General features: G+C 74.3%; 19 protein-coding genes, 1 tRNA gene and 3 pseudogenes. 6 read left to right on the forward strand and 17 right to left on the reverse strand.

Features of this window, described 5'->3' with window-relative positions:
• The first annotated feature begins 198 nt into the window (after positions 1-198).
• Positions 199-272, forward strand: a tRNA-Lys gene (locus AMK16_RS16715).
• A gap of 68 nt (positions 273-340) precedes the next feature.
• On the opposite strand, the gene AMK16_RS16720 is transcribed toward AMK16_RS16715, so the two are convergent.
• The 7 genes and pseudogenes from AMK16_RS16720 to AMK16_RS35085 all read right to left on the reverse strand — a co-directional run.
• Entirely contained in the window at positions 341-1,003 is a 663-nt protein-coding gene (locus tag AMK16_RS16720; protein WP_073915530.1) for a class F sortase, read from the reverse strand.
• Positions 1,000-1,683 (reverse strand): hypothetical protein, encoded by a 684-nt coding sequence (locus AMK16_RS16725; protein ID WP_199885448.1) that lies wholly within the window; start codon positions 1,681-1,683, stop codon positions 1,000-1,002. Before AMK16_RS16725 ends, AMK16_RS16720 begins: the two co-directional genes overlap by 4 nt.
• Before the next feature lie 134 nt (positions 1,684-1,817).
• Positions 1,818-2,597, reverse strand: coding sequence for an HAD-IIA family hydrolase (locus AMK16_RS16730; RefSeq protein ID WP_073915533.1), 780 nt, complete (start codon positions 2,595-2,597; stop codon positions 1,818-1,820).
• Between the two features lie 81 nt (positions 2,598-2,678).
• Complete coding sequence (locus AMK16_RS35780) at positions 2,679-2,882, reverse strand: hypothetical protein (RefSeq protein WP_143196823.1); 204 nt, start codon at positions 2,880-2,882, stop codon at positions 2,679-2,681.
• A 1,248-nt stretch (positions 2,883-4,130) separates the two neighbouring features.
• Positions 4,131-4,901, reverse strand: coding sequence for a hypothetical protein (locus AMK16_RS16735; protein WP_073915536.1), 771 nt, complete (start codon positions 4,899-4,901; stop codon positions 4,131-4,133).
• Positions 4,902-5,289: 388 nt separating this feature from the next.
• A pseudogene (locus AMK16_RS37240) lies at positions 5,290-5,748 on the reverse strand (ROK family protein); the annotation flags it as partial.
• A gap of 693 nt (positions 5,749-6,441) precedes the next feature.
• Positions 6,442-7,017 (reverse strand): annotated as a pseudogene (locus AMK16_RS35085) (MarR family transcriptional regulator); the annotation flags it as partial.
• 245 nt (positions 7,018-7,262) lie between these two features.
• Between AMK16_RS35085 and AMK16_RS16745 the strand changes: the two are divergent.
• The gene (locus AMK16_RS16745; protein ID WP_073915541.1) at positions 7,263-8,411 is read left to right on the forward strand and encodes a Gfo/Idh/MocA family oxidoreductase; all 1,149 of its coding nucleotides are present in this window, start codon (positions 7,263-7,265) and stop codon (positions 8,409-8,411) included.
• 243 nt (positions 8,412-8,654) lie between these two features.
• Here AMK16_RS16745 and AMK16_RS16750 read toward each other — a convergent pair whose 3' ends face one another.
• From AMK16_RS16750 to AMK16_RS16775, 6 genes are all read right to left on the reverse strand, one after another.
• Positions 8,655-9,512 (reverse strand): fumarylacetoacetate hydrolase family protein, encoded by an 858-nt coding sequence (locus tag AMK16_RS16750; protein ID WP_073915544.1) that lies wholly within the window; start codon positions 9,510-9,512, stop codon positions 8,655-8,657.
• A gap of 122 nt (positions 9,513-9,634) precedes the next feature.
• The gene (locus tag AMK16_RS16755) at positions 9,635-10,522 is read right to left on the reverse strand and encodes a YidC/Oxa1 family membrane protein insertase (RefSeq protein WP_073915547.1); all 888 of its coding nucleotides are present in this window, start codon (positions 10,520-10,522) and stop codon (positions 9,635-9,637) included.
• 247 nt (positions 10,523-10,769) lie between these two features.
• On the reverse strand, positions 10,770-11,108 hold the full coding sequence (locus tag AMK16_RS16760; protein WP_073916231.1) for a DUF6412 domain-containing protein: 339 nt from the start codon (positions 11,106-11,108) through the stop codon (positions 10,770-10,772).
• 65 nt (positions 11,109-11,173) lie between these two features.
• Positions 11,174-12,670, reverse strand: coding sequence for a sodium:solute symporter family protein (locus AMK16_RS16765; RefSeq protein ID WP_073916227.1), 1,497 nt, complete (start codon positions 12,668-12,670; stop codon positions 11,174-11,176).
• A 38-nt stretch (positions 12,671-12,708) separates the two neighbouring features.
• Positions 12,709-12,906: a DUF3311 domain-containing protein gene (locus AMK16_RS16770; RefSeq protein ID WP_242438744.1), complete on the reverse strand. Its 198-nt coding sequence runs from the start codon at positions 12,904-12,906 to the stop codon at positions 12,709-12,711.
• An 18-nt stretch (positions 12,907-12,924) separates the two neighbouring features.
• Positions 12,925-13,782 (reverse strand): class E sortase, encoded by an 858-nt coding sequence (locus AMK16_RS16775; RefSeq protein WP_073915550.1) that lies wholly within the window; start codon positions 13,780-13,782, stop codon positions 12,925-12,927.
• Between the two features lie 54 nt (positions 13,783-13,836).
• Here AMK16_RS16775 and AMK16_RS16780 point away from each other — a divergent pair, with 54 nt between their 5' ends.
• Both AMK16_RS16780 and AMK16_RS37245 read left to right on the forward strand, forming a co-directional pair.
• On the forward strand, positions 13,837-14,841 hold the full coding sequence (locus tag AMK16_RS16780) for a tetratricopeptide repeat protein (protein WP_073915553.1): 1,005 nt from the start codon (positions 13,837-13,839) through the stop codon (positions 14,839-14,841).
• Between the two features lie 337 nt (positions 14,842-15,178).
• Positions 15,179-15,253, forward strand: a pseudogene (locus AMK16_RS37245) (hypothetical protein); the annotation flags it as partial.
• Positions 15,254-15,415: 162 nt separating this feature from the next.
• Here AMK16_RS37245 and AMK16_RS16785 read toward each other — a convergent pair.
• From AMK16_RS16785 to AMK16_RS16795, 3 genes are all read right to left on the reverse strand, one after another.
• The gene (locus tag AMK16_RS16785; RefSeq protein ID WP_242438745.1) at positions 15,416-15,850 is read right to left on the reverse strand and encodes a very short patch repair endonuclease; all 435 of its coding nucleotides are present in this window, start codon (positions 15,848-15,850) and stop codon (positions 15,416-15,418) included.
• A 14-nt stretch (positions 15,851-15,864) separates the two neighbouring features.
• On the reverse strand, positions 15,865-17,052 hold the full coding sequence (locus tag AMK16_RS35790; RefSeq protein ID WP_073915561.1) for a hypothetical protein: 1,188 nt from the start codon (positions 17,050-17,052) through the stop codon (positions 15,865-15,867).
• A gap of 588 nt (positions 17,053-17,640) precedes the next feature.
• Positions 17,641-18,186, reverse strand: a complete 546-nt coding sequence (locus AMK16_RS16795; RefSeq protein ID WP_242438746.1) for a GNAT family N-acetyltransferase — start codon at positions 18,184-18,186, stop codon at positions 17,641-17,643.
• A 173-nt stretch (positions 18,187-18,359) separates the two neighbouring features.
• On the opposite strand from AMK16_RS16795, the gene AMK16_RS16800 reads away from it, so the two are divergent.
• The gene (locus AMK16_RS16800) at positions 18,360-18,539 is read left to right on the forward strand and encodes a hypothetical protein (protein WP_073915564.1); all 180 of its coding nucleotides are present in this window, start codon (positions 18,360-18,362) and stop codon (positions 18,537-18,539) included.
• 87 nt (positions 18,540-18,626) lie between these two features.
• Positions 18,627-18,926, forward strand: coding sequence for a hypothetical protein (locus tag AMK16_RS16805; RefSeq protein ID WP_073915567.1), 300 nt, complete (start codon positions 18,627-18,629; stop codon positions 18,924-18,926).
• 315 nt (positions 18,927-19,241) lie between these two features.
• Here the strand turns inward: AMK16_RS16805 and AMK16_RS16810 are convergent, their stop codons facing one another.
• Positions 19,242-20,540, reverse strand: coding sequence for a DUF445 domain-containing protein (locus AMK16_RS16810; RefSeq protein WP_079191556.1), 1,299 nt, complete (start codon positions 20,538-20,540; stop codon positions 19,242-19,244).
• Between the last annotated feature and the right edge of the window lie 1,022 nt (positions 20,541-21,562).

Here is a 21,562-nt window from a genome sequence, read left to right on the forward strand (position 1 = left end):
GCAGCATCGTCATGCGGTTCCGTCCACTCCCCTGCTCGTCCACTGGTCAGGCGGGTCCGCATCTGGCGGGGCATCAGATCCGGCACGGCCAGACATATCGTGCACGATAAACCCCTCAAACATGGGTTAATCGGACAAGGCGCGCGTGGCTGGTCATGAGCACCCGCGCAGGTGGGGTAGAGTTTTGCCTGTCACCAAGCGCCGCTAGCTCAGTTGGTTAGAGCAGCTGACTCTTAATCAGCGGGTCCGGGGTTCGAGTCCCTGGCGGCGCACAGACGGAAGAATCCCCCCGCAGTGGAAACTGCGGGGGGATTCTTCGTCGTGGTCGCAGGTGGCCGCCCTACGCGGCCGTTCCCTGCCGGACTCCCGTGCCCGTCAGGTAGGCGGAGACCACCACGTTCGCCGTGTACTCCTTGGCCGCCTTGTCATAGGAGCCGCCGCAGGTCACCAGCCGCAGCTCGGCCCGGCCCTTGACCCGCTGGCCGTACGCCTTGTGCGGGTCGAAGCCCGCCCGCTCGTAGACCCGTACGTCCTCGATGGTGAACTCGGCGACCGAACCGTCCGCCCGCATCACCCGCACCTTGTCGCCCGGCTGCGCCGAACTCAGGCCGTAGAACACCGCCGGCTTGGACTTCGTGTCCACGTGCCCCACCATCAGCGCCGCCCCGGCCGCACCCGGCTGAACGCCCTTGCCCCACCAGCCCACCGTGCCCGGGCTGTCGTACGGGGGAGCCTCGATCGCACCGTCCGCGTCCAGGTCCCGGGAGACCACCGGGGCCTGGATGCCTATGGACGGCACGTCGAGGCGCTGGGGCAGGGCGGCCGCCAGGGGGGCGCGCGCCGCGGGCAGTCCCGGGCCCACGGTTCCGCCGGCCTGACCGGCCAGCGGGGCCGGGACCCCGGTTATCTGCCGTCCCCAGAGCCAGAGGCCCAGTACCAGCACGGACCAGGCGGCGAAGGTCAGCAGCCGCCCGCCGCCGGCGGCGACCTTGCCCTCGCTCATTCGGCGCTGCGGCGGCGGCGCAGGGTCAGCGCCCGGCCCGCGACGGCCAGGGTGGCGGTGGCGGCCAGGACCGCCCCGATCACCGTGTGCGGCAGCCCCGGGCCCCCGCCGCCGTGGTCCTTCTTCGCCGTCGCGGCCGGCTCGGACTTCGCCGCCGGTTCGGACTTGGCGGCCAGGTCTGACTTCGCGGCGAGCTCCGACTTCGCGGCGAGCTCCGACTTCGCGGCGAGCTCGGATGCCATGCCGCCGCCGCCCGCGTGGACCGGCCAGACCGGCGAGGGGTGGTGCGAGGGCTGGTGGCGGCCGACCTCGATGGAGCCGCTGACCTTGTCGTGTCCGTCGCAGGTCACGCGGACCGAGTGCCAGCCGGGCTGGGCGTGCGAGCTGATCATGGCCTCGCCGTAGAGCGGGCTGCGGCCGCCGTCGCGGCCGTACAGGTCGGCGTCCGCCACGAAGACGGAGGACTTGGCCGAACCCCTGGTGCCGTCGCATCCGTGGACGCGCAGCTTTACCTGCGCTCCCGGGTGGGCCGGGTTCGGATCGACCGAGACGCTGCCGCGGTCGCCGTGACCGCCACGGTCCTCTTCGCCCGCGAGGGCGGTGGGCGCGGTCACTGCGGAGAATGCCGTCAGGGCGACGGCCACCCCGACGACGCGGACAGCGATCTGAACACTGCGCATGGTGAACCTCCTCACCACAGAGATTCACGCGCGGTGCGCCGCTCCGCATCCGGAGCGGCGCCGTACGTGTCAGCCGTGCGCGCTAGACGTGCGCGTCAGCCGTGCGCGCTAGACGTGCGTGTCAGCCGAATGCGCTAGACGAGGTCCACCAGATCGGCGATCGAATCGACCGTCTTGGTGGGCCGGTAGGGGTACTTCTCGGTGTCCTGGGCCGTCGTCAGGCCGGTGAGGACGAGGAAGGTCTGCATGCCCGCCTCCAGACCGGCGAGCACGTCGGTGTCCATACGGTCGCCGATCATCGCGCTGGTCTCGGAGTGCGCGCCGATGGCGTTGAGGCCGGTGCGCATCATCAGCGGGTTGGGCTTGCCCGCGAAGTACGGCTGCTTGCCGGTCGCCTTGGTGATCAGCGCGGCGACCGCGCCGGTCGCGGGGAGCGGGCCCTCGGTGGAGGGGCCGGTCTCGTCCGGGTTGGTGCAGATGAAGCGGGCGCCGGCGTTGATCAGGCGGACCGCCTTCGTCATGGCCTCGAAGCTGTAGGTACGGGTCTCGCCCAGGACCACGTAGTCCGGCTCGTGGTCGGTCAGGATGTAGCCGATGTCGTGCAGGGCGGTGGTGAGACCGGCCTCGCCGATGACGTAGGCGGTCCCGCCCGGGCGCTGGTCGTCGAGGAACTTCGCGGTGGCCAGCGCGGAGGTCCAGATGTTCTCGACGGGGACGTGCAGTCCCATGCGGCTGAGCCGGGCCTGGAGGTCGCGCGGGGTGTAGATGGAGTTGTTGGTCAGCACCAGGAAGGGCTTGCCGGAGTCGCGCAGCCGCTTGATGAAGGCATCGGCGCCGGGGATCGGGGTGCCCTCGTGGATGAGGACGCCGTCCATGTCGGTGAGCCAGGATTCGATCGGCTTGCGCTCTGCCACTGGACTGTTCTCCGCTCTCGGTGGCCTGTGACCTGTGACTTCTGGTCTCCACCACCCTAACGGGGCCGGGCTGCGGACGCTTTACCCGTCCACAGCCCGGACGCGCGCGGGCCCGGGCCGGCCCGGGCGGCCGTCGCCTGCCGTCCAGTACCGGTGGCCGGCGCCGCTGTAGCGGAAGCCCACCTGGCTCCTCGTGGAGGCGTCGGTGAACGGCCACTTGGGGGTGACCGGGGTGGCGTTGCAGGAGTTGCAGCAGCTGCCGGTGGGGGTGTCTTGTCGTCCCACTCGTCGGAGTCGGCGACGGCGACGGCCCGGCGCGGGCGACGGCAAAGACGACGGCGACGGCCTGGCGAAGGCGAGGGCCTGGCGAAGGCGAAGGCGTCACGGGAGCGGACGTTCAGTTCATGCCACTGGTTGTGCGACGCGGCTCCACAACTCGCCGGTCGACACGTCGCTTCCGGCCCGTCCGGTGATGCCGCCGGTACCCGTCGTGTAGTTGTCCGCGGTGAGCCCGCGGGCACGCTGTGTGTGAAGCCCTGCGCTTCACCGGATGCCCGTCTCTTTCACGTGGGTGCGGAAGTTCGGGCACAGGACGGGCCGCGTTTCGTGGTCGGGGGCGACCAGGACCTTCCGGTCGTGCGGGGCCGCACGGGCGGGGCGCGGGGCGCTGCCGCGCGCGGCAGCGGGGCAGGGGCCGGCGGCACACAGGAGCGGAGTGGGGGCTGCCACGTGCGGGCGCGGGGGCGGGGCTGCCACGTGCGGGGGCGGGGTCGGTCTGCGGGGCCCCAAGTGGGTCCGGACTGGGGGAGGGAGGTCCGGGGTGGGGTGGCGTCGACGGGCGGGCGCAGACGCGGTCAGGGGAGGCCCGGTCGGGTGCAGGCGCGGCCGACCGCAGGCCCGGTCGGGCGTCGGCGTGGTTAGGGGCAGGCCCGGTCGGGTGCAGGCGCAGTCGGGGCCAGGCGCGGGTGGGGCCAGGCGCGGGTAGGCGCGGACGCGGTCCGGCCCCGACACGGGTGGGCACAGTCGCGGTCGAGCGTCGACGTGGTCAGGGCCAGGCCGGGTCGGGCGCAGGCCGGGTCGAGCGTCGGCCCGGTCGGACGCAGGCCCGGTCGGACGCGGACGCGGGTAGACCCCGGCGCGGGTAGGGCCAGGCGCCGTCAGGGCCAGGCGCAGTCCAGCGCGGCCTCGGTCAGGGCCAGCCACGGTCAGGACCCCGGCACATCAAGCGTCGGCGCAGTCAAGCGCAGGCACGGTCAGGCCCCGGCGCGGGTAGACACAGGCGCGGTGTCAGGTCCGGCGCAGTCCGAGCCAGGCGCCGTCAGGGCCAGGCGCAGTCCAGCGCGGCCGCGGTCAGGGCGAGCCACGGTCAGGACCCCCGCACATCAAGCGTCGGGGCAGTCAAGCGCAGGCACGGTCAGGCCCCGGCGCGGGTAGACACAGGCGCGGTGTCAGGTCCGGCGCAGTCGAGCGCGGCCGCAGGCGCGATCAGCGCCCGGCGGAGTCAAGCGCCGGCACGGTCAGCGCCCGGCGTGGTCAGGCGTCGGTGGCCGGGGCGCGGCCGTGGGTCGCGCGCAGCCGCCGCGCGCCCAGGAGGAGGCCGCCGCCGGCGGCGAGGGCGGCCACGGCGCCCGTCCCGTACGCCCCCCGGTCGCGCGGTCCGGTATGGGCGAGGGAGCCCGCTTCCACGGGCTCCTCCGGGCCCTCGACGGAGAACCGGTAGCCGCCGGCCTCGCCGATCCAGTCGCCGTCGTCGCCCTTGCGCTGGACCAGGGCCGCGTCGGCGACGACCTCACCCGTGGGGGCTTCGGGAGCGAAGGCGAGGCCGACCTTGACGGTCAGCGACCCGCCGGCGGCGACGGTGAAGCCGGGGAAGTCACCCCCACCGTCGAAGATCGCGATGATCTCGTCCCGGTCGCTTCGCTCCAGGCTGACGGGGAGGGTGCCGCCGGGAGCGCCGAACTCCATGCGCAGGTGGGCGGGGCGCAGGGCGCGGGCCTTGTCGGTGAGGACGACCACCGGGTGGATGGCGGTGCACACGGAGCCGGTGGTGTTGGTCAGGTCCAGGTACCAGGTCTGCGGGTCACCGCCCGTGCGGTACACGGCCGGGCCGCCGCGGATCCGGGCCCCGATGGGGAAGGCGTTGCTCTTCCCGTCGCCGCAGGAGGCCTCCGCGCGCGACGGCAGCGCGGGCGCGGGCCGGGCGCCGCCGCCCGTACCGACGTCCGCGGTCGCGGTGGGCGCGGTGGTGACGGCCAGGGCCGCGGAGAGTACGGCGGTGAGGGCAAGGGCTTTGCGCAGTCGCATGGAAGACCTTCGCTGCTCGCCGGACGGAATGATGGTCGGACGAGGTGACAATCACCCCGGTCCTGCTCGCACCCTCCCACGCACCACGTCGAGGACCGCGCACCACGCTCGGGCCGTTCCGGTTTACGCCCGATCGGCGGACGGGTCAAAACGCGCAGCCGGGGGTGGGGCGGGGCCGGGCGGCGGCGGGTCGCGGCCGCGATGGCGGTCGCAGTCGGCGGCGGCGGCGGCGGGTCACGGTGACGGTCGCAGTCGGCGGCGGCGGGTCACGGTGGCGGTCGCAGTCGCAGTCGCAGTCGCAGTCGCAGTGGCGGTCGCAGTGGCGGTCGCAGTGGCGGTCGCAGTCGCAGTCGCGGTGGCGGTCGGGCGGGGGTACGGATCGCCCCACCTAGGGCCGGCCGAAGAAGGGGGCGAGGACCAGTTCGGCCGCGCCCTCGGCGACGCCGGTGACGGCGAGGCCGACCTCGGGCGCGACCGGGGTCAGCGCGCGGGCCTCCAGGACGGCCCTGACTCCGGCCACGAAGACCTCCGGGGCCGAGGCCACGATGCGGCCGCCCAGCAGGACGTGGTCCACGTCCAGGAGCGCGGCCAGGTTGGCCGCGCCCTGACCGAGGATGCGCGCCGCCTCGGGGAGGTCGCCGCGGGCCACCGCCGCCAGGCAGAGCACCTCCGCGCAACCGCGAGCCCCGCAGCGGCACGGGGGGCCGTCCAGACTGAGCACCTGGTGACCGAACTCCCCCGCCCCGGAACGGGCACCCCGGTGGACCTCCCCGTTCAACAGCAGCCCGGCTCCGAGCCCGGTACCGACGTGCAGGTACACGGAAGCCCCACCCCGCCCTGCGAAGCCGAACCCGGCCCCCGAGCCGAATCCACTGCCCACCCCCGAACCGGCCCCACCGCCGGAGCCCGCACCGAAGCCGCCCCCTGAACCCGCCCTGGCGTCCGGTCCCGGGGCCACGGAGGTGCCGAGTCCGGGGGCTGAACCCGCCCGGGCGTCGGGGGTGTCACCCACCGACGGATCGGGGCTTGAAGCTGCCTGGGTGCCAGGGGCCATGGCGGTGGCGGTGGCGGTGGCGGGATGCGGGCCCGAGCCCGCCCGGGTGTCCGGGCCCAGGTCCGTAAAGGGGCCGGGGTTTGAGCCCGCACGGACGTCCGGGGCGCCGTCCGGCGAGGTGCCGGGGCTCATCGCGGTGTCCGGCGACGTGCCGGAGTTAACTGCGCTGTCCGGATAGGGGGCAGGACTCGTCGCGCTGTCCGGCGAGGGGGTGGGGCTCGTCGCGTCGTCCGGCGGGAGGGTGGTAGCTGCGCCACGGCGGGGCGCGCCCGCGCAGCCGGATGGGCCCCGGCGGGAAGCATCCGCCGAGCCGGGCTCGCCGGGCTCGCCCGTACGTCCGCCGCGGCCGCCGTTCGTCCCGGAGCCCGGGTCCACGCCCGGGTCCACGCCCGGGTCCACGCCCGGGTCCACGCCGGGGTCCCCACCCGGGTGAGCGTTCGGGGCCGGCGTCGCGGTCCAGGCGGCCGCCGGGGAGGATCCGGCGGCCGCGCCCGCGTTCGTGTCCTTGTCCAGCAGCACCGGCAGGCCCAGCCGCCCCGCCAGCACCTCCCGCAGCGGGAAGCCCTCCCAGTGCGGGGCCCCCGTCACCCGGCCCATCACCCCGGTCCGGTGGTCCAACGGTCCCGGCGCGGCCACCCCTACGCCCAGGGGCCGGGGCCCGCCCGGACCGCAGACCCGCGCGAGCGCCCGTACGACCGTCTCCACCACCCCCTCCGGCGCGGCCGCGAAGTCCAGCGGGCCGACGTCTTCGGCAACGACCCGGCCCGCCAGGTCGACCCGCACCACCCGGAGCTCGTCGCGGTCCAGGTGCACCCCGGCCGCGTACCGCGCCTCCGCCACCAGCCGCAGCAGGGTCCGCGGCTTGCCGCCGGTGGACGCCGCGCGGCCCGCGTCCACGACCAGCCCCTCCGCCACCAGCCGCGACGTGATCTTGCTGACGGCCTGCGGCGTAAGACCCGTTCGGGCGGCCAGATCACTGCGGCCCAGGCCCGCCGGGCCGGCCACGCGCAGCAGATCCAGCAACAGTGCCTCGTTGTACTCGCGCAGGGCGGGCAGGTTCACTCCGCCACGACCTTCACCGCGGCCGCCTCCGACTCCGCTTCCCCCACCGCAACCGCCACGGCTGCCAGGGCCACCACCCCCGGCCTTACCCCTGCCACCGCTGCCACCGCTGCCACCGCTGCCACCGCTGCCACCGCGTCCACCGCTGTCCGCAGTTCCCCTGTCCGCATCCGCGCTTCCCCTGTTCACCCGCCCATTGTCCACCTTCCTTGCACTTCGACAACGCTGTTGCGAAAGTGGATGCCATGAATGCCACCCCCCGCTCCGCAGCCCTCCGCGTCGGCCTCGTCGGCTACGGCCTCGCCGGTTCCGTCTTCCACGCCCCCCTCGTGGCGGCCACCGAAGGGCTCGTCCTCGACACGGTCGTCACCTCCGATCCAGAACGGGCGGCCGGGGCCCGCGCCGAGTTCCCCGACGTCCGCATCGCCGCCTCCCCTGACGAGCTGTGGGACCGGGCGGGCGGCGCGGACGCGCTCGACCTCGTCGTGATCGCCTCCCCGAACAAGACGCACGTCCCGCTCGCCACCGCGGCCCTCACGGCCGGAATCCCGGCCGTCGTGGACAAGCCGCTCGCCGCCACCGCGGCCGAGGCGCGCGAGCTGGCCGCGCTCGCCGAGCGGACCGGGACGTTCCTGTCGGTCTTCCAGAACCGCCGCTGGGACAACGACTTCCTCACCGTGCGCCGTCTCCTCGCGGACGGCGAGCTCGGCGAGGTCCAGCGCTTCGAGTCCCGCTTCGAGCGCTGGCGCCCGCAGCTCAAGGGAGGCTGGCGCGAGTCGGGCGCCCCGGAGGAGATCGGCGGGCTGCTCTACGACCTGGGCAGCCACGTCGTGGACCAGGCACTCGTCCTGTTCGGCCCGGCGGTACGGGTCTACGCGGAGACCGACGTGCGCCGCCCGGGCGCCGAGGCCGATGACGACACCTTCATCGCCGTCACCCACGCGAACGGAGTCCGCTCCCACTTCTACGTCAGCGCCACCACCGCCCAGCTCGGCCCGCGCCTGCGCGTCCTGGGCTCCCGGGCCGGCTACGTGAAGTACGGCCTCGATCCGCAGGAGGGCGCCCTGCGCGAGGGACTGCGGCCGGGCAAGGACGCCCCGTGGGGCGTGGAGCCCGAGCACTGCTGGGGCCGACTGGGGGCCGGCGAGTCCCCGCTGACCGGCGGCGGCATGCCGGTGCCGACGCTGCCGGGTGACTACCCGGCGTACTACGCGGCCGTGGCGGCCGCGCTGCGCGAGGGCGGGCCCGCGCCGGTCACGGCGTACGAGGCGGCCCAGTGCCTCGACGTGCTGGAGGCGGCCCGCAGGTCGTCGCGGGACGGAGTGGTTGTGGAGATCCCGACCCCCACCGGCTCCCCCACGTCCACCGGCTCCCCCACCCCGTCCGGCTCCTGACGCCGGACCGGCGCGGGGCCGGAGCAGGACCGGAGCGGGACGGGACCGGAGCGGGACGGGACGGGACGGGACGGGACGGGAACAGGATCGGCGCGAGACGGGCGCGGGATCGACCCCGTCGCGCGCCGTTCGAGGCCCACGCACGCAGGGGAGGGGCGGGACCGCCGTGGCGGCCCGCCCCCTCCCCCCGCACACCGCCGTTCAGGCGCTGCACACCGCCGTCCAGGCTCTGCGTACCGCCGTTCAGGCGCTCTTGAACTCCTGGCGCTGGCGGCCCAGGCCGTCGATCTCCAGCTCCACGACGTCACCGGCGCGCAGGTACGGCTTCGGTTCCGGCCGGCCCATCGCCACGCCGGCCGGTGTACCGGTGACGATGACGTCGCCCGGGTACAGGGTCATGAAGTGGCTCAGGTACCGGACGACCTCGCCGACCGTGAAGATCTGGTCCGCAGTGTTGCCGTCCTGCTTGAGCTCGCCGTTGACCCAGAGCCGGACGTCCAGGACCTGCGGGTCCGCGACCTCGTCCGCCGTGACCAGCCAGGGACCGAGCGGGGTGAAGGTCTCGCAGTTCTTGCCCTTGTCCCAGGTGCCGCCGCGCTCGATCTGGAACTCGCGCTCCGAGACGTCATTGACCAGCAGGTACCCGCCGACGTGCGCCAGGCCCTCCTCGGCGGAGGACAGGTAGCGGGCCGTGCTGCCGACGACGACGCCGAGCTCGGCCTCCCAGTCGGTCTTCACGCTGCCGCGGGGTATCAGCACCGTGTCGTCCGGGCCGACCACGGTGTCCGCGGCCTTCAGGAAGAGGATCGGCTCGGTCGGCGCCTGCGCGCCGATCTCCGCAGCGTGCCCGAAGTAGTTCAGCCCGATGCCCACGACCTTGCCGATGCGGCCCACCGGCGCGCCGATCCGCAGCCCTTCGGCATCGAGGGCCGGGAGCCCGCCCGCCTCCGCCGCGTCCCGTACGCGGGACAGTGCGGCGTCATCGGCCAGGAGAGCGCCGTCCACATCCGTGATCAGGCCGGACAGGTCACGCAGTGTCCCGTCCCGGTCGAGCAGCGCGGGGCGCTCCGACCCGGCGGGTCCGACACGCAGCAGCTTCATGGGCATTCTCCCGTGGTCGTGGGTGGTCGGCCCATGGCTGTGCCACGGGCCGGCCGATGGGTTGCGGCCATCGGAGGATTGGCTGATCCTCCAAGAAGTCCGCCTCATCCGCAAGACCCTGTTCACACCCTGGAACGCAACCCTCCGTCATTCAGCTCGCCGCCCCGACGCTCTCCGCCCCGCCGTTCTCCGCCCCGCAGCCCTACGTCCCGCAGTCCTCCGTCCCGCTCTCCGTCCGCCACCTCGGCCGCGCGGTCCTTGCGGTGCTGCAGCCAGGCGCGCTCCGCCACCGACCACGCGGTGGTGGTCAGCAGGTAGAGCCCGGCGGCGAGCGGCACCACCGCGGCGGTGACCAGCGTCCCGAAGGAGAGCAGGGGCAGGAAGCCACCCATCTTCCGCATGAGTTCCCGCTGCTCGGCGCTCACCTCGGCCAGGGCCGGGGCCCCGCTCCCGACACCCGCCTTGCCCGCGTTACCCGCCTTGCCCCTCTTGCCCGCCTGACCCCTCGACGCACCGGGCCGACCGGCCCCGCCGGGCCGGGCGGTCGCACCCGGCGTACGCCCCGCACCGGCCGCACCGGCCTGCACTGCGGCCGCGGCCGCCCGGCGCCCCCGTACCGCACTCCACGCCGCCACCACGGCGATCGCCGCGAACAGTCCGAGAAACACCAGCCCCGGCGCCCCGAAGAGGCCGCCCTCCTCCAGCGCCCCGGTCCACCGGGTGCCCAGCGGCGCGGCGAACAGCCGGTGTCCCAGGAGCTCGTTGGCCTTGCCGCCCAGCTCCGCCGAGGAGAAGGCCCGGTACATCACGAAGAACACCGGCAGCTGGAGCAGCATCGGGAGGCATCCGGCGGCCGGGGTCGCCCCCCGGAAGGCGGCACGGCTCAGCGGGTGCAGGGCGAGGCGTACCAGGACGGTGAACAGCACGATCGCGGCAGCGGTCGCGGACTCGGCCAGTACTGGTTCCAGAAGCCGGCCCAGCTCGGCAACAAGATGGGTGAAAACAGACATGCGGGGCCCTCCGAGGGGTCTCGTCGAACGTCGAAAGAGATGCATTTCGGCGTGACGACCCACGAGGAGCGACACCACGGACACGGATCACCGCTGATGACACTGTTCACAGTGCCCAGCGACGGGTGACCGGTCAGACGGGCGATCGGTCGGACAGGTGTTCCGTCAGACGGCGATCCGTCGGACCGGCAGTCCGTCAGACGGGTGTTCCGTCAGCGGAAGCCGGGGGGTGGGGTACTGCGCGCTCCTACGCGGCCGTCGGGACGAGACGGCCGGGAGCCCTGGGCCTGGAGCGGCCCGAGGCATCGGGATCGCGCTGCGGCAGGAAGGCCGTGCGCTGCTCCCGGTCGCGTATCGCGGTGCGTATGCGGTGCGGCGGCACGGGCCGCACCAGGCGCGCGGCGGCGGCCAGGGCTTCGGTGCCGACGGCGACGGTGACCGCGAGGGCCACCACCACTGCGCCGAGCCCGCTCTCCCCGGCCCCGGCGAAGAGTCCGAGGACTCCCCCGATGAGCACCAGCGCCAGCGGCGGCAGCAGCGCCGCTGCCCGGGAGCTCCGGACGGACAGGAGGAAGCGCCGAACCATGCGGACCTCCCCCTTCCCCACCGGATCCGAACCTCCGTACGAGATTCGCTAGCTACAAACGCATCTTAACCGGAGCCGCTGACAAGGGGTATGGGCTCCTCTCCCGGCAGCGGATCGCGGGCCAGCACCTCCTCGTCGGGCCGCCCGTCGTCCGCTTCCGGCGGCCCGAGCAGGCTCACGGCCAGAGCCACCGCCAGATTCAGGACGAGGGCCACCATCCCCGCGTTCACGCCCCACACCGGGTCGTGGCCGGTGAAGACCAGCGCGCAGACCAGCCCGACGCCCGCGACCAGCCCGCTCACCGCCCCCGCCGCCGTCAGCCTTCGCCACACCAGTCCCAGCAGCAGCATGGGTACCAGCTGCGCCATGCCCTCGTACGAGACGAGCGACAGCCGTACGAGCGTGTTCGGTGCGGTGTAGGTCAGCACCAGCGCCACCGACCCGGCCACCACCACGACCACCTGGGAGGCGGTTTTCTGCCGCTCCCCCGCACTCCACCGGGGCAGCAGCGACAGCACGCTCCGCCCCCACATGGCGCCGATGACCAGCATGAACACCGCCATCGGCACGATCGAGGACAGCGCGGCCGCCACCCCGATCACGCCCACCGCCCAGGCGGGCAGGGAGTCCACGACCAGCTTGAAGAGGGCGAGGTTGGAATCCGCGCCGGTCAGCCCCGGCACCACGAACAGCGCGGCCATCCCCAGCAGCATCGGGACGAAGAGCAGCACGTTGTAGGCGGGCAGCAGGACGGCGTTGCGTCGCAGGATGTCGCCGTCGCGCGCGCCCAGGTACCCGGCGACGGTGGTCGGGAAGATGACCACGGTCAGCGCGTTGAGGACGGTGGTGGAGGCGAACCAGGCGGTCCCGAGCTTCCCGCGCCCGTCCGCCCCGGCGCCGTGCCCGGGCAGCGTCAGCCAGTCGGCCCGCTCGGCCGCGAGCCGGTCGAAGAGCTCCCCGTAGCCGCCGAAGTAGTGGAGGGGCACGTACACCGCGAGGAACGCGAGGGTGCCGATGACGAGCACGTCCTTGAGTACCGAGACCCACGCGCTGCCGCGCAGGCCGCTCACCACCACGAAGGCCGTCGTCACGGCGAAGGCCACGAAGTAGGCCCACTCCAGGGACACGGCGCCGTAGGTGACGGTGGAGACCACCACGCCCATCCCGGTGATCTGCAGCTGGATGTAGGGCAGCAGGAAGAGGGTCGCGAGCACCGCGACGGCCGCTCCCAGCCAGGGCCGTCGGTAGCGGTGCGCCACCATGTCGGTGATCCCGACCAGGCCGTGGCGGCGGGCGTAGGACCACAGCAGCGGGCCCACCACGTAGCCCACGGCGTAACCGCACGCCATGTAGGCGACGACGTACATCACGGGGGCCCCGTAGTCGTAGCCCCAGCCGGCCGCGCCCAGATAGCTGAAGCTGGTGTAGCCCTCACCCGCCATCAGGACCCAGATGAACACGGTCCCCAGCGAGCGCCCGCCCACCGACCACTCGGCGAGTCCGCCGCCACCCCCGCCGCGCCCGCGCACCGCGAGCAGTCCGAGCGCGATGGTCGCCACCATGAACACGGCGAAGACGGTGGTCGCGACGGCGGTCCCGCTCACCGGTGGTCACCGCGCCAGGTCATCCACACGGCGAGCGGCGTCACCAGGGTCGCCCCGGCGAACCACACGAACAGGAAGGGCATCCCGCCGATCCGCGGCTCCACCCGGTTCACGATGGGCAGCGCACCGAGGAACAGCACGAACGGCACACCCAGCCACCACAGCTGCGGACGCTTCACCCGATTCGGACGCACCGCTCCACACTAGAGGTGTCAGGACCTGAGGGTCCCCCAGATCACCAGGCGGTAGGCGGAGGTGTACTCGGGCGTGCAGGTGGTGAGCGTGATGTACGCGCCGGGCTCGCTGTAGCCGGAGTCCGGGCGCACGGTGCTGCGCGGCACGGGCGCGATGACCCCGGTGTCACGGGCGGTGGTCTGGTCGAGGACCTTTCCGACCACGTAGGTGTACCGCCGCCCGGCCACGTCGACGAGCAGCTCGTCCCCCGCCCGGAGCCGGTTGACGTAGCGGAACGGCTCGCCGTGGGTGTTGCGGTGCCCGGCGAGTGCGAAGTTCCCCTGCGCCCCGGGGTGGGCGGTCCCGGGGTACTGGCCCGCGTACCCCTTGTCGAGCACGGCGTGCTTGTCGACGCCCTGCGCGACGGGGACGGCGAGCCCGAGGCGGGGGATGCGCAGTACGGCGTACGCCCGGTCCCCGGCCGGCGGCTTCGGGGCCCGGCCCGCGCGCCCGTAGTCACCGGTGGGGGCAGGAGGGGCGGCGGAAGGGCCTGCCGGCCGCACGGCGGGATCGGTGGGAGCGGGCGGATCGGTGGGAGCGGGCGGATCGGCCGGATCAGGGAAGCCGGCGGGGTCCGCGGAGTCCGCCGGGGCCCGGTCGTCCCCGCTCGCGGCCGGCGAGCCGGAGTGCCACTGCCTCTCCAGGGCCCGGACCTGGTCGCGGGCGCCGGCCGCGGCCTGCCGGTTGGTCCACCACACCTGGTGCACCACCAGCAGCGCCACCAGCACGCCCACCGTGGTCAGCAGCTCGCCGCACGCCCACAACAGCCCTGCGAGACCGGCCCGGCGCCCCCGCCGGCCGCTCCCCTGGACCACCACGCGTACGCGATCCCGCACGGGCGCACCCTAAGTCCTCCCCCCTCAACTGACCAGGGCAGTACGGTGTGAACCATGCGCCCCGACACGCCTGCCGAGCACATCGCCGAAGCCGAGCGCCTCATCCGCACGGCGACCCGCTACCCCGAGGACCAGGAGCCGTTGCTCCTTCAGGCCGCGGCCCACCTCGAACTGGCCGACGCGCGCGATCGGGCGAGCGCCCTGTACGACCAGCTGCTGTCGTCCTCGCCGGCCGATCCCCACCTGATCAAGGCCCTGCAGGCCTCGAACCTGTGGGAGTACGGCCACGAGGCCGAGGCCCGCGCCCTCATCTCCGGCATCCGCGCCGCCGGTCCCACGGACCCGGCGCCTTGGGAGGTCATCGCGGAGGCATTGGAGACGCACGACGAGCTGGAAGCCTCGCACGACTGCTTCACCGAGGCCGCGACCCTCCTCATCACGGACGACCCGCTCACCCCGGGCACCACCGCGCTCCTGACGGGCCGCCACCGGGTCCGCCGCCTCCTCGGCCGCCCGCACGACGACTGGGACATGGTCGCCGACACCCGCCACACCGGCCCGATCCCCCTCGACGAACTCCACGACCCCAAGCGCATCTGGGCCCTGGGCTCCGACGACCCGGCCGAACTCCGCGCCGAGATCGCCCGCCTCCGCGCCGAGCTGGGCGACCGCCGCGCCGCCCTCTCCCGTCCGTTCCCGGTGGCGATCCTGCACTGGCCGCAGCGCGAACTGTCCGAACTGCTGACCAGCTACCCCACCCTCGCGGCGGAGTACCCCTCCCACACGACCCACCTGTCCCGCATCGAGGCATCCCTGCGCGCCCTCGCCGCGTCGGGCACGACCAACCTCGGCATCGTCACGGCGAGCGTCCCCTCGTACGAAGCCTTCGCCGCCTCCGAAAAGACCTCCCCGGCTTCCCCGAGCCTCCTCGCGGAATACGCCACGACACTGGCAGCCCGAGGCAAGGCCACCCCCTGGCCCCCCACCCCGACGACCCCCTGCTGGTGCACCTCGGGCAAGCCGTACGCGGAGTGCCACGGGGCCCCCACCGACAGCTGAGGAACCAGGCCGGCAACGGGTTCACGCCACGCTCCGGCACATCTCAACCTCCGGGGACGACAAGCCGGGTGCTCGGGGGTCGTGCCACCACGGTGCACCGGCATCGGGCGGTCGGCGAGGCACTGCTCGAACCGATGTCCTCGCGTGGTTGGCCGGCGGCCCCGGGCTGGCCGGCCTGCACCCCGCTTGTCGGCAGTTCGTGGAAACGCGGCGGGGCCGACCTGGGGCCGACGGGATCGAAACGCGCCTGGGCGCGCAGGGGCGTGGACGGTGCCACGGTGGCCGATGACGTGCCCGCCGCCGCTGCAGGTGGGACCCGGGGCTCGGCCGCCACGGCATGGCGTCTTTGACCGTCGAGCAGGCCGCTCTCTGGCAGGGATTTCCCCGCGAGTGGGGGATCGAAGGCCGCAAGACGGCCAGGTATCGGCAGGTGGGGCACGCTTCTCCGCCTCCCGTGGACAGGCGCTGGGCGAGGCGATCGCTGCCGCGTTGCGTTCCTGACGCACCCCGGGGAGAGGGCCTTCCGCCGTGCCGGGCTGCCCCGCGCGGGGCAGCCCGGTCACCGCGGGCACGGTCAGTGCTTCGATCGCAAGGCTTCCCGGCGGCTCGCAACCACGGCCAGGACGCGTACCGCCGCTTCGCCGGCTGCCTCGTGCTCCCAGACGCGCATGGCCAGCCAGCCCGCCTCAGCCAGGCGCGCGTCCGTATCGAGGTCCCTCTTCCGATTGCCCTCGATCTTCGTTCGCCAGAAGTCCGAGTTGTTCTTCGGCCAGGTCGCGTGCAGGGGACAGCCGTGCCAGAAACAACCGTCCACGAACACGGCCACGCGCGCGGGCCCGAACACGATGTCCGCCTCGCGCCTCACGCCCTTCACCGGCTTGCGGTGGATCCGGTACCTCGCACCCGCGGCGTGCAGCGCCTTGCGCAACGCCACTTCCACCGCGGTGTCCCGGCTCTTCTGACGGCTCATCCGCGAGCGCACGTCGGCCGTGGTTGCCAATTTCTCCACGACCCCATTGTGGTTCAGAACGGCAACGGGAGCTGTTGCTGGCCGCGGGCCAGGGCTGTGGGTGGGGTGGGGCGGGGGGTGGTGAGGGTCAGGAGGGTGCGCAGGGCTGCGAGGACTTCGGTCGGGGTGTCGCGCAGCATCGAGGGGGTGGCGCTGACCACCAGGATGCCGTGGGACTCCAGGCGCAGGCGGCGGCGGAGCGTGGCATGCCAGGAGTCGCGGGTGTAGTGGTACTCCGCCGAGTCGATCTCCAGGGCCACGCCCTCGTCGGGCCAGTAGGCGTCCGGGCTGGCCAGGAAGGTGCCGTCCGGGGTGTAGAGGCGGGCGTTCCACAGGGGGGTCGGGAGGTCCGTCGCCGCGAGGGTGTCGCGGGCCCGGGCCTCGGCGATCGAGCGGACCCCGGCGAGGAGTTCGGCCGCGGCGGCGCGGATGCCGGGGCGGGTGAGGAGGCGGGCGGCGCGGAGTTCGGCGTGCAGGTCCTGCGGGTGGCACCAGCCGGCCTGGACGACCTGCGCGAGGACCGAGCGGATGTGGTCGGGATGGCCGGCCCGGGAGGCGAAGTCGGCCGCCGCGCGGACCGGGCGGGTGCTGGGGACGCCGGAGACGGTGATGGTGCGCGGCCAGCGCGAGGTCGCCAGCGGCCGGACCTCCGGGCTGCCCGCGAGGCGGCGCGGGGCGCGGATCAGGACGTCGACGGGGTCGTCCGGGGCGTACGGGGCTTCGCGGATCCCGAGGAGCGCGAGAGCGGCGGCGCCGGTGAGGGCGGCCGTGTCACCGGACAGGGGGTCGGCGGCGGGCTCGGCGGCGTACAGGACGGCGGAGAGGGCGCGTTGACGCTGGTCGGGGGGCCCGGTCTGCAGGAGGTAGACCCGGGGCAGCAGGCGCTGCCAGGGGCCTCCGGGGCGCGCCCGGGAGGTGATGGTGCCCTCGGGGACGCCGGCGGCGAGCAGCTGGTGCCGGGTGGCCAGGTTGAGCTGGCGGCGGGTGGCAGGGATGAGCCGGCCGCGGGGTGCGGTGGTCTGCGTGGGCGGCTGTGGCTGACGTCGGGGCGGGGGCTGGGGCTGCGTCTGCTGGTGTGGCTGGGGTCGCATCTGCGGCTGCGGCTGGGGCTGGGGCTGCTGGTGTGGCTGGGGCTGCGTCTGCTGGGGCTGGTGCTGGTGCTGGTGCTGGTGCTGGTGCTGGTGCTGGTGCTGAGTGATCATGCGGCGGGTATGCCCGTCAGCGGGGTCGGCGTACCTCGGTCGCGAGGTCGGATACCCCGCATCCGGCACGGTGCCGGGTACGAAGGCCGCGTGCTGCCGCCACGTGCGGGAGGTGTGCCTCCGACCCTCGGGGGTGCACCCGTCCGGCGGGTGTGCCCGTCCGGGGGGGTGCCCGTCCGGGGGGCCCGTCCGTGGGGCCCGTCCGAGGGGGATGCCCGTCCGGGGGGGTGCCCCTCCGGCGGGTGTGCCCCTCCGGCCGGTGTGCCCTGTCACGGACGTGGCCCCCGTACCCACGGCATGTCCACAGCGCGCGGTGGTGCGCCGCGATCGGGTGGCGGATGCGGGAGGTGTGCCGCGGAGGCCCCGGCCGCGGGGCTTCCTGCTCTGGGTGCGCAACCGCGTGGCCCCGCACGGCGGGGGCGGGGTCCTCGGGTGGGAGCCCTGGGCCGGACACGGGGCATCTGGCATCTGGGCTGACGGGGTGCTCAGGGCGCCGGACGGGCGTGCCGTGGTCGGGTGCTTCGTCCTGAGTGGGGACAAAGCCCCTGGCGCGGGCGGTGGGCGGTGGGCGGTGGGCGGTGGGCGGTGTCAGTGGTTCGGGCGGCTCGGGTGGTCCGGGGACAGGAAGACGATCACGCCCGTCTCCGTGCCCGGCAGGGCCGTGACCTCGTGCCAGCCCAGGCGGCGGTAGGTGGCCACCGTGTCGGTGGCGAGGCGGGAGGTCAGCAGCCAGGCCCGCCGGTCCGGGGCGTCCGCGGTGATCTCGGTCAGGAGGTCCCGGCCGGTGCCGCGGCCGCGCGCGTACGGGCGTACGGCGAGTTCGTCTATCTCCAGGGCGCCGGTCAGCAGCTCCTTGACGCGCCCGGGACCCAGCTGCGCCGCGACCTGCGCGTACGCACGGTTCTTGGGGAAGGCGGCCGGCGTGACCCAGGCCGTGGCGAAGCCGTCGATGCCGGTCGCGGACTGGGCGAAGGCCGTACGGAACCCGCGGCGCCGGGCATCGGCCGGGAGGCGGGTCGCGAACTGGCGAATGGTTTCTTCGTCCTCGTTCCACGGTGGGGCGGAGAAGACGTCCGCGTAGGCGTCGACCAGTTCGTCCGCGAGGTCGAGGACGGCCTGTCCGTAGCAGATCACGATGTCCTGGCTCCTGAAGTACGGGGGTGGGGTGGGGAATTTCCGCTTTGGGTGGGGAGAGTCAATTTATGCGCTTCGGGTTCCTGTGGCGGACATCGCAGGATCCGGCGAGTGTGCGACAAATCCCCTCCCCGCCCTCCGTGTCGGCGGACGGGCGTCCGCGTTGAGCAGCCGTGGACAGACTGTTTCGGGCCGCCGGCCGGTGCGCGCTCGCCTTCCTCCTCGTCCTGGGCGTCGTGGCGCTGCTGCCGCGGGCGCTGCGGGAGGCGGTGCCGGATGCCGTGATCGGTGCGGCGGTGCCCGTGCTGGTGTGGGCGCTGGGTGCCCGTCGGACGGCAGGAGGGTCGCGTTAGCCTCGTAGGGAGCCTCCGCCGGCCCCGGCTCGGCCGGCCGAGCCGGGCTCGGCAGTTCATATGACCTCAAGACGTGGGGAGTTCGACATGGCGCGGGTACCGAGTTCCGTGGTGGCGGCCGCCGGGCTGGTCGGCGGCTACGCCGTCGCCCGCTGGAGCGGGAAGCGGCCCCTGGGCGGCGTCGTTCTCGGCGCCGCCGGGCTGGCGGCGGGGCGGGAGTGGCACCGCCGGGGCGGCGCGCCCGCCGCGGCGGGGCTGGGAGCCCTGTACCTGGCCGGTTTCGCGGGCGCGCACCCGCTGGCCAAGAAGGTCGGCGCGTGGCCGGCCGTTTTCGGCGCAGCCGGGGTGGTGGCGGCCGCGGCCTGGGCGGTCGCCGACCGCGGTTGACGGCGACTGCCGCCGGCTGAGGGCGACTGACGGCGACGGCGGGCTTTGCCCCGCCCTGGCCGCGGTGAGCCGTGGCCCTGGCGGCGCGGCCCGGCCCCGGCGGGCGCCGGTCCGGGCCCGCCGGGCCCCGACGCCACCGCGATCCCGGCCCGCTCGGCCCCGGCCCGCTACCGCGACTTCGATCGGCCCGCACCCACCCCGCCCCCACCGGCCGCCGCGCCACCGCGGCCCGGGTCGTCCCGGACCGGCAACGCCCCGACCCCGACCCCGACCCCGAGCCGCCCAGGTCGTCCCCGGCGAGCCGCTGCCGTCCGCTCACGCTCCGAGCGCCCGGGACACGGTGTAGATCAGCAGGCCCGCCATCGCGCCGACCACCGTGCCGTTGATCCGGATGAACTGCAGGTCCCGTCCGATGTGGGCCTCGATCTTGCGGGTGGTGTGTTCGGCGTCCCAGCCCGCCACCGTGTCCGTGATCAGCGAGGTGATCTCGGCCCGGTAGGTGGTGACCACGTACACCACGGCCCCCTCGATCCACCCTTCCAGCTTGTCCTGGAGGCGGCCGTCCGACGCCAGCCGCGCCCCCAGGGAGATCAGCGACGAACGGACCCGCAGGCGCAGCTCGCTCTGCTCGTCCTTCGCCGCCGACATGATCATGGAGCGGATCGCCGTCCAGGCGGAGGCGATCACGTCCTGCACCTCGCTGCGCTGCAGCAGATCCGACTTGAGCCGTTCGACGCGGGCCCGCGTCTCCGTGTCCGACTGCAGGTCGGAGGCGAAGTCCGTCAGGAAGCGGTCCACCGCGCCGCGCGCCGGGTGCTCGGGCATGTCCCGCATCTCCGTGACGAAGCGGAGCAGCTCCTTGTACACCCGGTCGCCGATCTTGCGGTCCACGAAACGGGGGGTCCAGCCGGGAGCGCCGCCCTGGACGGCGTCCATCACCGACTCCCCGTGCGTGACCAGCCAGTCGTGCGCCTTGAGGCACAGGAGGTCGACGACGCGGTGGTGGCCGCCGTCCGCGACGACCCGCTCCAGGGTCTTGCCCATGCCCGGCGCGATCTCGGCCGTCTCGGCGCTGCGGGTGATGGCCTCGCCGACGACGGCCTGCACGTCGGAGTCGCGCAGTACGGTCAGGGCCCCGCGCAGCGCGGTGGCCAGCTCGGCGGTGACGCGGTCGGCGTGCGCGGGCTCGGCCAGCCAGGTGCCGAGGCGGCCGCCGATGCCGACGGCCTTGAGCCGGGCGGCGACCACGTCGGAGGAGAGGAAGTTCTCGCCGACGAACTCGCCGAGCGAGACCCCGAGCTGGTCCTTCTTGGTCGGGATGATCGCGGTGTGCGGGATCGGCAGGCCGAGGGGGTGCCGGAAGAGGGCGGTGACGGCGAACCAGTCCGCGAGCGCGCCGACCATGCCTGCTTCGGCGGCGGCCGCGACGTAGGCGGCCCAGTCGCCGGCGCCCCAGGCGTGCCGGGCGCATGTGGCCAGTACGTAGACCAGCGCCACCAGGATCAGCAGGCCGGTGGCGGTGGCCTTCATCCGGCGGACGCCGCGGCGGCGCTCCTCGTCGGCGGCGTTGAACATGAAGGAGTTGCCGCCGCGGGTCGGCGGGGCGGGGGGCATGGCCGGTGGCGGGGCCGGGGGCCCCGGCGGTGGTGCGGTGCCGTGGCCTCCGGCGGTGGTGCGGTTGTCCACGTGCTCCTGCCTTCCCCGGGGGCGCCGGTTTTGTCTGCATAGCATCCGACTACTGAGAGGCGTGGAGAGTTCCCGGCACGCCGTTTCGCTCCCGCGAGGGGATGCGGTCTCGCTCCCGCGAGGGGATGCGGGTCTCGCCGCCGCGCCGAGGCCGGGGGTCCGGCCCGCCGCCCCCAGCCGCGTCTGCCCGTCCCACCCGGCCTCGAAGCCCCGGGGACCACCTCCACCTGGCGGAACCCGAGCCGACCCCCGCCCTGGGCCGAATCGGCCGGGAACCGAAGGGGCTCCCGACGCTGCCGGCCACGGCCGGGGAAGACCCCGCGGCCCGATCGCGGGGCCGCCCTCTGCCCGGATGCCCGCCGGGTCCGGGCTCGGGCCGGGGCCGGGCTCGGGTCCGGGTCGGCCCGCCAGCCAGCCCTCCCGTCAGCCCGCCCCCCGCCGTGCAGCCCGATGCCGGGGGTGGTGGCCTCGGCCTTGGCGCGGATCACCCGTACGGCCGCGCGACCACCCGGGGCCGGGCCACGCAGCCCACCGCCTGGCATGCAGCGATGCTGCCGGAGCCGACGCGGCGCAGGCCCCCGAAGCCCGCCCCGCGCCGCCTGGCCTGACGCCAGGCCCCCACGGAACCACCAGCCGCCAGCCCGTACGCCCCCACCCAGCCCAACGCAAGCTCACACCGCCAAGCCCAAGACCCACCCCGCCAGGCCGGACGCCCGCCCCCCGCCGAACCACCGGCCACCGGCCGGCACGCCCCCACCCAGCCCGACGCAGGCTCACACCCCCGAGCCCAAGACCCACGCCGCCGGGCCGAGCGCCCGGCCGCCGCGGAACCACCGGCCACCGGCCGGCACGCACCCACCCACCCAGCCCAACGCAAGCTCACACCGCCAAGCCCAAGACCCACCCCGCCAGGCCAGACACCCAGCCCCCACAGAACCACCAGCCGCCGC

The organism is Streptomyces sp. CB00455, from assembly GCF_001905445.1.
Classification (GTDB): Bacteria; Actinomycetota; Actinomycetes; order Streptomycetales; family Streptomycetaceae; genus Streptomyces.